The organism is Serratia sp. 14-2641 (genome assembly GCF_001692375.1).
Lineage (GTDB): Bacteria > Pseudomonadota > Gammaproteobacteria > Enterobacterales > Enterobacteriaceae > Chania > Chania fonticola_C.
The window spans coordinates 101,862-113,559 of the sequence record NZ_LXKR01000013.1; the positions used below are offsets into that span (position 1 = coordinate 101,862).

Annotated in this window: 8 protein-coding genes; 6 read left to right on the plus strand and 2 right to left on the minus strand. The window is 55.4% G+C overall.

The window, feature by feature from the left end; translation table 11 throughout:
- Positions 1 to 17 precede the first annotated feature (17 nt).
- On the plus strand, positions 18 to 1,334 hold the full coding sequence (gntT, locus tag A6U95_RS07165; RefSeq protein ID WP_024482775.1) for a gluconate transporter: 1,317 nt from the start codon (positions 18 to 20) through the stop codon (positions 1,332 to 1,334).
- Positions 1,335 to 1,377: 43 nt separating this feature from the next.
- Here gntT and A6U95_RS07170 read toward each other — a convergent pair whose 3' ends face one another.
- Positions 1,378 to 1,971 (minus strand): YhgN family NAAT transporter, encoded by a 594-nt coding sequence (locus A6U95_RS07170; protein ID WP_021181749.1) that lies wholly within the window; start codon positions 1,969 to 1,971, stop codon positions 1,378 to 1,380.
- A 328-nt stretch (positions 1,972 to 2,299) separates the two neighbouring features.
- Between A6U95_RS07170 and asd the strand changes: the two genes are divergently transcribed.
- Positions 2,300 to 3,406 (plus strand): aspartate-semialdehyde dehydrogenase, encoded by a 1,107-nt coding sequence (gene asd, locus A6U95_RS07175; RefSeq protein WP_065683993.1) that lies wholly within the window; start codon positions 2,300 to 2,302, stop codon positions 3,404 to 3,406.
- Between the two features lie 226 nt (positions 3,407 to 3,632).
- Here the strand turns inward: asd and A6U95_RS07180 are convergent, their stop codons facing one another.
- Positions 3,633 to 4,118, minus strand: coding sequence for a heme-binding protein (locus tag A6U95_RS07180; protein WP_065683994.1), 486 nt, complete (start codon positions 4,116 to 4,118; stop codon positions 3,633 to 3,635).
- 601 nt (positions 4,119 to 4,719) lie between these two features.
- Between A6U95_RS07180 and glgB the strand changes: the two genes are divergently transcribed.
- From glgB to glgA, 4 genes are all read left to right on the plus strand, one after another.
- Positions 4,720 to 6,903 carry a 1,4-alpha-glucan branching protein GlgB gene (glgB, locus tag A6U95_RS07185; RefSeq protein WP_065683995.1) on the plus strand — a complete coding sequence of 728 codons (2,184 nt, stop codon included), beginning with the start codon at positions 4,720 to 4,722 and terminating at the stop codon, positions 6,901 to 6,903.
- Complete coding sequence (gene glgX / locus A6U95_RS07190) at positions 6,903 to 8,888, plus strand: glycogen debranching protein GlgX (RefSeq protein WP_065683996.1); 1,986 nt, start codon at positions 6,903 to 6,905, stop codon at positions 8,886 to 8,888. Before glgB ends, glgX begins: the two co-directional genes overlap by 1 nt.
- 12 nt (positions 8,889 to 8,900) lie before the next feature.
- Positions 8,901 to 10,178, plus strand: a complete 1,278-nt coding sequence (gene glgC, locus A6U95_RS07195; RefSeq protein WP_065683997.1) for a glucose-1-phosphate adenylyltransferase — start codon at positions 8,901 to 8,903, stop codon at positions 10,176 to 10,178.
- A gap of 82 nt (positions 10,179 to 10,260) precedes the next feature.
- Positions 10,261 to 11,694 (plus strand): glycogen synthase GlgA, encoded by a 1,434-nt coding sequence (gene glgA, locus A6U95_RS07200; protein WP_065683998.1) that lies wholly within the window; start codon positions 10,261 to 10,263, stop codon positions 11,692 to 11,694.
- Positions 11,695 to 11,698: the final 4 nt, after the last annotated feature.

Genomic DNA, 11,698 nt, shown 5'->3' on the forward strand with positions numbered 1-11,698 from the left:
AGGGTTGGAGAAAAATTATGCCACTAGTGATTGTTGCCATCGGCGTAGCCATGCTGCTGCTGCTGATGATCCGCTTTAAGCTGAACGGCTTTATCTCGTTGATTCTGGTCGCTCTGGCGGTTGGTATCATGCAGGGAATGCCGGTAGACAAAGTGATTGGTTCCATCAAGGCCGGCGTGGGCGGAACGCTGGGTGGTCTGGCGCTGATCATGGGCTTTGGTGCCATGCTCGGTAAGCTGCTGGCGGACTGTGGCGGTGCACAGCGGATTGCTACCACGCTGATCGACAAGTTCGGTAAACAGCATATCCAATGGGCCATCGTGCTGACCGGTTTTACCGTCGGTTTTGCCCTGTTCTACGAAGTGGGCTTCGTGCTGTTACTGCCTTTGGTGTTTACCATTGCTGCCTCTGCGCGTATCCCGCTGTTGTATGTCGGCGTGCCAATGGCTGCGGCGCTGTCCGTTACCCACGGTTTCCTGCCGCCGCACCCAGGCCCAACGGCCATTGCTACCATTTTCCATGCGGACATGGGTAAAACCCTGCTGTATGGCACCTTGCTGGCGATCCCAACCGTGATCCTGGCAGGCCCGGTGTATGCCCGTTTCCTGAAAGGAATCGATAAGCCGGTTCCGGTCGGTTTATATAACCCAAAAACCTTTACCGAAGAAGAAATGCCTGGGTTTGGCGTCAGCGTAGCGACTGCACTGGTTCCGGTGATCCTGATGGCGTTGCGTGCCGTGGCGGAAATGGTGTTGCCTAAAGGCCATCCATTCCTGTCCTACGCCGAGTTCTTTGGTGACCCGGTAATGGCAACGTTGATCGCGGTGCTGATTGCCATCTTTACCTTCGGCCTGAACCGTGGCCGCACCATGGACGAAGTGATGGGCACCGTCAGCGACTCCATCAAAATCATCGCCATGATGCTGTTAATCATCGGCGGTGGCGGGGCGTTCAAACAGGTGCTGGTGGACAGCGGCATTGAGCAATACATTGCTGGCATCATGCATGGCAGCGACGTGTCACCGATCCTGATGGCCTGGTCGATTGCCGCAGTGCTGCGTATCGCACTGGGTTCCGCGACCGTAGCGGCGATCACCGCCGGGGGCATTGTGGCTCCGCTGATTGCTACCACCGGGGCTAGCCCGGAGCTGATGGTTATCGCCGTCGGTTCAGGCAGCGTGATTTTCTCTCACGTTAACGATCCGGGCTTCTGGCTGTTCAAGGAGTATTTCAACCTGACCATTATGGAAACCATTAGGTCCTGGTCCGTGTTGGAAACCATCATTTCAGTCTGCGGCCTGATTGGCTGCCTGCTGTTGGCGATGGTGGTTTAAGTTTTAACGGTGGGGCGCAGCAGTCTCTGCTGCGCCCTGGCTGCTAAAGGTTCAGATAGGCCCGAACGCCGTCCAGGAACATTTGGGTGGACAGCATCACCAGAATCAACCCCATCAGTCGTTCCAGTGCACTCACCCCTTTGCTCCCCAGTAACCGCAGGAACACGTTCGACATCAGCAGGATCGCCGCCGACAATCCCCAAGCAATCAGCAAGGCCACGACCAGATGCGAAATCTGGTTGGGGTACTGGTGTGAAAGCAACATCAAGGTTGCCAGAATCGACGGCCCGGCGACTAACGGAATGGCGAGCGGCACCAGGAAAGGCTCCTCTCCGGCGGAAAGATCGCTACCGCTGCCCTCCTGAGAAGGGAAAATCATCTTGATGGCGATCAGGAACAGGATAATCCCGCCGGAGATCGACACGGTTTCGGTGCGCAGGTTAAGGAACGCCAAAATGTGTTCGCCCGCGAACAGGAAGATCAGCATCAATACCAAAGCTATCAGTAACTCGCGGATCACCACCGCCCGGCGACGGCGCGGTTCCAGGTGTTTCAGCACTGACATGAAAATCGGCAGGTTACCCAGCGGATCCATAATTAAAAACAGCAACACCGTTGCCGCAATCATTTCTGTCATTTAAGGCCTCAAAATCAGAAAAAACGACCGATATTTACCCTATGGATTTCAAGCTGCAGCTAGGCGACAAGCTTACTCATCCCCAGGAGCTTACGTTTAGTAAGTGGCTGGGGTGAGTAAGTGCAGGTAACAACGCTGCAGCTTGAAAGACGACGGGTATAAGCGGCATTGCTGAGAATTGTTTGTTCATCGAATAAATTCACTTTGCGCTCGCGCCGACTTTTTGTAAGGTGGGTAGATATTGCACACAACATATAACTTAACTCTATCTCATATCCTTCCTGAAAGGGTATAGAGCATAGTCATCCTCCAAGGCAGGACAGTAAATATGAAAAACGTTGGTTTCATTGGTTGGCGTGGTATGGTCGGCTCGGTTCTCATGCAACGCATGACTGAAGAGCGCGATTTTGACGCCATTCGCCCGGTATTCTTCTCCACTTCGCAGCTCGGTGCTGCCGCCCCGGCTTTCGGTGGTCAGCAGCAAGGCACACTGCAAGATGCGTATGATGTCGAAGCATTAAGCGCTCTCGATATTATTATTACCTGCCAGGGCGGCGATTACACCAATGAAATCTATCCAAAGCTGCGGGCTACCGGCTGGCAGGGCTATTGGATCGATGCGGCCTCTTCTCTGCGTATGAAAGACGATGCGATTATCATCCTCGACCCGGTCAACCATGCGGTGATCCAGGAAGGGCTGAACAAAGGCATCAAGACCTTTGTTGGCGGTAACTGCACCGTCAGCCTGATGCTGATGTCGCTGGGCGGTCTGTTTGCCAACGACTTGGTGGAGTGGGCCTCTGTTGCCACCTATCAGGCTGCCTCTGGCGGCGGTGCGCGCCATATGCGTGAGCTGTTGACTCAGATGGGCATGCTGCATGCGGATGTGGCGAAGGAGTTGCAGGACCCGGCCTCGGCGATCCTGGACATCGAACGTAAAGTCACGGAGGCCACCCGTTCCGGTAAGCTGCCAACCGATAACTTTGGCGTTCCTCTGGCGGGCAGCCTGATCCCTTGGATCGACAAGCAACTGGATAACGGCCAAAGCCGCGAAGAGTGGAAAGGCCAGGCGGAAACCAACAAGATCCTCAGCACGTCAAGCATCATCCCGGTTGATGGTTTGTGTGTGCGCGTCGGCGCTCTGCGCTGCCACAGCCAGGCATTTACCCTGAAGCTGAAGAAAGACATCCCGCTGCCGGAAATCGAGCAACTGTTGGCCACGCACAACGATTGGGTACGGGTGATCCCTAACGACCGCGAACTGACCATGCGTGAGCTGACGCCTGCTGCCGTAACCGGTACTTTGAACACGCCAGTTGGTCGTCTGCGCAAGCTGAATATGGGGCCGGAATACCTCTCCGCCTTCACCGTTGGCGATCAGCTGTTATGGGGCGCGGCCGAACCGCTACGTCGCATGTTGCGTATCTTGCTGTAGGATATTTAGTTGCGTGGCATGAAGAATCACTAAGCTGCAAAAATCCCGATAGCCCGCTGAAAAGCGGGCTTTTTTATGTGGATAGCATTACCAAAACGCACATGTTGGTTATCCCCAAGGCCGTACTTTGGGGACAGGTCGATAGGGGGCAACGTAATGCGGGGGCTGTGTGGCACCTGCCTGGCGGTATGTCATTGAAACAGGGTACCGATTCAAGCCCGCCGTGTTATTTCGTCAGCACCTTTTCTAATGCGGTAAGTGCGCATTGCTGATCAAGGTGTCCACCTGGTGCGCCGCCGACACCAATAGCGCCAACGACTTCTTCACCGCTTTTCACTGGTACTCCACCGGCCAGTAATAAAAATCCAGGGATATCACGTAGATTTGCTGCTCCAGCATTTGCCTGGGCATTTTTCATTACATTTTCGGTAGGGTTTTTGGTGGTCAGTGCGGTAAATGCTTTCATCTGGCTGGCTTCCACGGTATGAGGACCAGCGTTATCCATTCTCTTGATAACCAGAGGAATTCCGGCACGGTCTACAACGGTAACGGCAACATTGTAGTTATTGGCGCTACAGGCCTGGATAGCACTTTGCGCCAACTTATCAGCCAATTCTAGGGAGAGATTCTTTTCGGTCAGAATGCCACTGGCTGTACTGGTGAATGACAGCATACTGCTAAATAAAATGGCGCATGAGATTATACGTTTCATCTTGGCTTGCTCCTGAATAAACCCTTGTTGTAACAAAGAGAATAGAGGGTGTCATTGACGTAATCTATTGTCTTGATTACCTACTTGGCTAGGTGTTTTTACTGAGTAGGGGGAGGGTCACATTATGAAGGTGAGTGCATCCCCATGAACTGCATGTGGCTGCTATAACCTTGAACTTCCCGAGGGCTGATCTCTTTCAGCCCACCAATGCCCTGTTTTTCACGTTTCTGGTCTCGATTGCAGAAGTAGTCAAGGTGATGCAGGCAAGGTGACGTCATGCCTGTCGTATATCAGACGCAGCCAGCGAAGGTTGCCCACTCTGCCGGTTTTCCGGCTAAAAATTTTCCTTGGTAATGTCACCGTGTTTTTAGCAGACATGACTATGCTTATTAGGTGGATGAAAAGTTTTCCATCAATGGTGAAAATTCGCCTAAAAATTAAGCATAAAGAGCGAAACTGCGAGCATGAAGGCGATCGATTAATCAATAACCGACTGAAATCACGCTTTAGGTAGCAAATGAATTGCATGATAGGTGCAACGGCTGCTTTTTGTTCAGCGTAGCCTTTTAAAAGTCATGCTCTTAATCAAAGGAAGAATGCTATGCCTGTACTTCCCGAACGTGACGTGATCAATCAGCTCATCTCCGGTCACTATGCCGATCCCTTTTCCTTGCTCGGCATGCATGTAACCGAAAACGGCCTACAGATTTGTGCGCTGTTGCCGGATGCGGGCACCGTGTGGCTGGTAGAGAGTAAAACCGGAAACCGTCTGGTTCAGCTCAATTGCGATGACGCTCGTGGTTTTTTCAGCGCTCTCGTACCGCGTCGTAAAACCCCTTTCCGCTATCAGCTTGAAGTCAGCTGGCGCGACCATCAACAACTGCTTGAAGACCCATACCGTTTTGGCACCCTGCTGCAGGATATTGACAGCTGGCTGCTGGCCGAGGGCACCCATCTGCGGCCTTATGAGCGGCTGGGGGCGCATCCTGGCTCGTTGGATAATGTGGATGGGGTCAGCTTTGCCGTTTGGGCACCGAATGCCCAGCGCGTGTCGGTCGTGGGGGAGTTCAACTTTTGGGATGGACGGCGTCATCCCATGCGCCTGCGTAGAGAGAACGGGATTTGGGAGCTGTTTTTACCGGGCGTGAAGGCCGGGCAGCTGTATAAATACGAGATTATCGATTGTTACGGCAACGTGCAGCTGAAAGCCGATCCTTATGCTTTCGAAGCGCAGATGCGGCCGGAAACGGCCTCGTTGATCACACCGTTGCCTGCTGTGGTGGAAAACACGCCGGAAAGGCAGCGGGCCAATGACTTTGACCGTCCGATTTCCATCTATGAAGTGCACCTGGGCTCCTGGCGTCGCCATACCGACAATAATTTCTGGCTCAGCTATCAAGAACTGGCCGAGCAACTGATCCCCTACGTTAAATATATGGGCTTCACCCATATTGAACTGTTGCCGATCAACGAGCATCCGTTCGACGGCAGCTGGGGCTATCAGCCGTTGGGAATGTATGCGCCAACCCGGCGTTTTGGCACGCCAGCGGAGTTCAAGGCTTTTGTCGCCGCGGCTCATGATGCCGGGATCAACGTGATCCTGGATTGGGTGCCGGGGCATTTCCCCAGCGATGCCCATGGCCTGGCCAACTTCGACGGCACCGCGCTGTATGAATATGCCGATCCTCGTGAAGGATTCCACCAGGACTGGAACACGCTGATCTACAACTATGGCCGCCACGAGGTGCGTAACTATCTGGCGGGCAATGCGTTTTACTGGCTGGAGCGCTTTGGTATCGACGCCCTGCGTGTCGATGCGGTGGCGTCGATGATTTACCGTGATTACAGCCGTGCCGACGGTGAGTGGGTGCCAAACTACTATGGCGGCAATGAGAACCTGGAAGCGATTTCCTTCCTGCGTTACACCAACCAGACGCTGGGCAAAGAGCGGCCAGGGGCGGTGACGCTGGCGGAAGAATCCACCGACTATCCGGGGGTTACGCTGCCGCCGGATGCCAACGGCTTAGGTTTCCACTACAAGTGGGATCTCGGCTGGATGCACGACACGCTGGATTATATGAAGTGCGATCCGGTGCACCGTAAATACCACCACAACCTGATGACCTTCGGCATGCTCTACGCCTATACCGAAAACTTCGTGCTGCCGATCTCGCACGACGAAGTGGTACATGGCAAAGGCTCCGTGCTGGATCGGATGCCGGGAGATGCCTGGCAGAAATTCGCCAACCTGCGGGCCTATTACGGCTTTATGTGGGCGCACCCGGGCAAAAAACTGCTGTTTATGGGCAGCGAATTTGCTCAAGGGCGTGAGTGGAATTTCGATAACAGCCTGGACTGGCATCTGCTGGATGGATTGGACGGTTGGCACCACGGCGTGCAACGGTTGGTACGCGATCTCAACCACTGCTACCAGGAGAATGCGCCGCTGTATGAGCGCGATTATCGTCCAGATGGCTTTGAATGGCTGGTGGTCGACGATCACGAAAACTCGGTATTTGCTTTCGCACGCTACGACTCGCAGGGCAATGAGCTGATAGCCATCAGCAACTTTACCCCGGTGCCGCGCCCTCATTACCGCATCGGCATTGCGCGCGCTGGCGAATATCAGGAAATCCTCAATACCGATTCACACCATTATCACGGCAGTAACGCGGGTAATCAGGGGCGGGTGATTTCGCAGCCGATCGGCAGCCACGGTCGTGAACATTCGATCAGCGTGATGGTGCCACCGCTGGCCACCGTTTATCTACGGCGGGAGGCTTGATGGTAGAGCTGACGCCGGGTCTTGCCGCGCCTTTAGGAGCTTATTACGACGGTAATGGCATCAACTTTACCCTGTTTTCTGCGCATGCCACGCGGGTTGAGCTGTGCCTGTTCGATGTGCAATATCGTGAAACACGCCTGCCGTTGCCTGCCCGCAGCGGTGATATCTGGCATGGATATCTGCCAGGGGGCGAGTTGGGGCAGCGTTATGGTTTTCGGGTGCATGGCCCGTTTGAGCCGCATCTTGGGTTGCGTTTTAACGCCAACAAGCTGTTGCTCGATCCGGCGGCGCGGGCAGTCGAAGGGCCGGTTGCCGACCATGTGAATTTGCATGGGGGGTACGATCAACCGGACCAGCAAGACAGCGCCCCGTTGATGCCCAAATGTGTAGTGATCGATGAAAGCTACGATTGGCAAGACGATCGCCCGCCAGCCACCCCTTGGGGTAAAACGGTGATCTACGAAGCCCACGTCCGGGGGCTGACATTAACGCACCCGGAGATCCCGGCCGTATTGCGTGGCAGCTTTGCGGCTCTTGGCCACCCGGCGATGATTGCCTACTTCAAGCGGTTGGGGATCACGGCGCTCGAGCTTTTGCCGGTGCAGCAGCACACCACGGAGCCGCGTTTGCAGCGCCTGGGGCTGATCAATTACTGGGGATACAACGTGCTGGCTCCTTTCGCGCCAGACAACCGTTACAGCAGTTTGAGCACCGGGACGACGCCGCTCCGTGAGCTCCGCGATGCGGTGAAAGCACTGCACCGGGCGGGGATCGAAGTGATCCTGGACGTGGTGTTCAACCACAGTGCAGAGCTGGATGTGGATGGGCCAACGTTGTCGCTGCGTGGTATCGATAACCCCAGTTACTACTGGCTAACCCCTGACGGTGGCTACGATAACCTCACCGGCTGTGGCAATACGCTGCGCTTGGATCAGCCAGCGGGCGTGGCGTGGGTGATGGATTGCCTGCGCTTTTGGGTTCGGGAGTGCCATGTCGACGGTTTCCGCTTCGATCTTGGCACCGTGTTAGGCCGTACACCAGCGTTTGACCGCGATGCACCGCTGTTTCAGGCGATGCTGGCGGACGATACGCTGGGGCGCTGCAAACTGATCGCCGAGCCCTGGGACATAGGCCCAGGGGGCTATCAGGTTGGCGCGTTTCCAGGCCGTTTTGCTGAGTGGAATGACCATTTTCGTGACGATATCCGCCGTTTCTGGCTGTGGGGAGATCTGTCACTGGGTCAGTTTGCCCAGCGTTTTGCTGCCTCCAGCGAGGTATTCAACCAACGTGGGCGTGCGCCTTATGTCAGCATCAATATGCTGACGGCCCACGACGGCTTTACCTTGCAGGACGTAGTGAGTTTCAAGGAGAAACATAACCAGCCTAACGGAGAGGGAAACCGTGATGGCAGCGACCAAAACTTTAGCTGTAACCACGGAGTTGAAGGCCTGATTGCCGACGAAACCGTTTTGCAACGCCGCCAGGCCAGCCAGCGAGCACTGCTTGCCACGCTGCTTCTGGCACAGGGGACACCGATGCTGCTGGCCGGTGATGAGCACGGAAATAGCCAGCAAGGCAACAACAATGCTTACTGTCAGGATAACGCAACCACCTGGCTCGATTGGGCCAATGCGGATGAGTCACTGACCGCATACACCGCCGCGCTGATCCGCTTGCGCCAGCAAATTCCTGCTTTGCAGGCAGACCGCTGGTGGCAGGAGGGAGACGGCAGCGTGCAGTGGTTAAACGCGCAGGGGCAGCCGCTCAGTGCGCAACAGTGGGAACAGGGCGATCGCTGCTTGCAGATCCGCCTGTCGCAACGCTGGCTGATGGTGATCAACGCCACCCAGCAGACCGTTGAGATGACGTTACCCGAGGGTGATTGGCAGGTTGTCGCCCCCTTTACTCAGGAAGATTCGCGGGCGGTTTTACCCGCCTGGTGCCAGGTTGCGCATTCGCTTTGCGTGCTGGTAGAGAAAAATTAAAAGGAGTCAGTTATGGTTAAGCACGAAAATAAAGACCCTCTGATGTTGGCGCGCCAACTGCCGAATAAATCCGTTGCCCTGATATTGGCAGGCGGCCGTGGCTCGCGTTTGAAAGATTTAACCTCTACCCGCGCCAAGCCAGCCGTTCACTTCGGTGGCAAGTACCGCATCATCGATTTTGCCATGTCCAACTGCCTGAACTCAGGGATCCGCCGTATGGGGGTGATCACTCAGTATCATTCCCATACGTTGGTGCAGCATATTCAGCGGGGCTGGTCGTTCCTCAACGAAGAGATGAATGAGTTTGTCGATCTGCTGCCTGCCCAGCAGCGCCTCAGCACCGAACATTGGTACAAAGGCACCGCGGATGCGGTTTACCAGAACCTCGACATCATTCGCCGCTATGAAGCGGAATACGTGGTGATCCTGGCGGGCGACCATATTTATAAAATGGACTACTCTCGCATGCTGATCGATCACGTCGAGAAAGGGGCGCAGTGCACGGTGGCCTGTATTCCGGTACCGCGCAAGGAAGCCAGCGAGTTTGGCGTAATGAAGGTGGACGATAACGACCTGATCCTCGAATTCCTGGAGAAGCCAGACAATCCGCCAGCCATGCCTGGCAACCCGGATATGTCACTGGCCAGCATGGGCATCTATATTTTCAACGCCAGCTACCTCTTCCAACTGCTGGAAGAGGATATGTCGACCCCTGACTCCACCCACGATTTCGGTAAGGATCTGATCCCCAAAATTACCGCGCAGGGCGCTGCCTGGGCGCATCCGTTTACTCTTTCCTGTGTGGGATGTGGTCCGAATCTACCGCCGTATTGGCGTGATGTCGGGACCTTGGAAGCCTACTGGCGCGCCAACCTCGATCTGGCTTCGGTAACGCCTGAGCTGGATATGTACGACCGTTCCTGGCCGATCCGTACCTACATGGAGCCACTGCCACCGGCCAAATTTGTGCAAGACCGTTCCGGCAGCCATGGCATGACCATGAACTCGCTGGTGGCCGGTGGGTGCATTGTCTCCGGTTCGGTGGTGGTGCATTCAGTGCTGTTCTCGAGGGTGCGGGTGAACTCCTTCTGCACTATCGACTCTTCTGTATTACTGCCCGATGTCAACGTTGGCCGCTCCTGCCGCCTGCGCCGCTGCATTATCGATCGCGCCTGTCATATTCCCGAAGGCATGGTGATTGGTGAAAACGCCGAGGAAGACAGCAAGCGTTTTTACCGTTCGGAAGAGGGCATCGTGCTGGTGACGCGCGAAATGTTGGCAAAACTGTAGCCATTCCGGCCGGAACCTTGGGCGTGGCAAGCCGCGCCCCTTATCTCCGTAAAGACGTTTTTACCGAATTTCAGGAGTGATAATGCAGGTTTTACACGTATGTTCCGAGATGTTCCCTCTGCTTAAAACCGGCGGGCTTGCAGACGTGGTTGGCGCATTACCGACGGCGCAGATTGCCGCAGGAGCTGATGTTCGGGTGCTATTACCGGCTTTTCCTGACGTGCGCAACGGTATCCCGGACACGGTACTGGTTGCCGAGATCGACTCTTTTGCCGGGCGCGTAGGCCTACGTTATGGTACCTATCATGGCGTAGGTGTTTACCTGATCGATGCCCCCTGGTTGTATGACCGGCCGGGCAGCCCGTACCACGATCAGTCGATGTATGCCTACCCGGACAACCACCGCCGTTTTGCCTTGCTGGGCTGGATGGCCTGTGAGCTGGCGAAGGGGCTGGATCATTACTGGCGGCCAAAACTGGTCCATGCTCATGACTGGCATGCTGGCTTGGCCTGCGCTTATCTGGCGGCGAATGGCCACCCGGCACGCTCGATCTTTACCGTACACAATCTGGCCTATCAGGGGCTATTCTCCGCCCACCATATGGCGGAGCTGTGGTTGCCATCGTCATTCTTGAATATCTATGGCCTGGAGTTTTACGGCCAGATGTCTTTCCTGAAAGCAGGCCTGTACTACGCAGACCATATCACCGCCGTCAGCCCGACCTATGCGCGTGAAATTACCCAGCCGGAGTTTGGTTACGGGATGGAAGGGTTACTCCAGGAGCGGCAGCGGCAGGGGAGATTGAGCGGTATTCTCAACGGTGTTGATGACAAGATTTGGGACCCGTCACACGATGCGCGCCTGGCGGCACGCTATGATGCCAACAGCTTGAAAAACAAGGCCAAGAACAAGGTTCATCTGCAAAAAGCCATGGGGCTGCAGGTGGATGAATCGTTGCCACTGTTTGCGGTGGTCAGCCGTTTGACCAACCAGAAAGGGTTGGATCTGGTGCTGGAAGCCCTGCCAGCGTTGCTGGAACAAGGGGGGCAGTTGGTCGTGCTGGGGGCCGGTGACGCAGTATTACAGCAGGCTTTCCTGGCGGCTGCGGCCGATTATCCGGAACAGGTCGGTGTGCAGATTGGCTACCACGATGCCTTCTCGCACCGCATTATCGGCGGAGCGGACGTGATCCTGGTACCCAGCCGCTTTGAGCCTTGCGGGTTAACACAGCTTTATGGCCTGAAATATGGCACGTTGCCGCTGGTGCGCCGCACCGGTGGGTTGGCAGATACGGTGGTGGACTGTGCGCTGGAGAACCTGGCTGACGGTACTGCCAGCGGGTTTATGTTTGATGATTGTAATGCTGTTGCCCTAGGCAATGCCATTCGGCGTGCTCTGGTGTTGTGGAGCAGGCCGAGACATTGGCATCACGTACAACGCCATGCCATGAGTCTGGATTTTGGCTGGCAAGTCGCGGCAAAGGAATATCTGTCGCTTTATCAACGCTTGTTGTAATCAC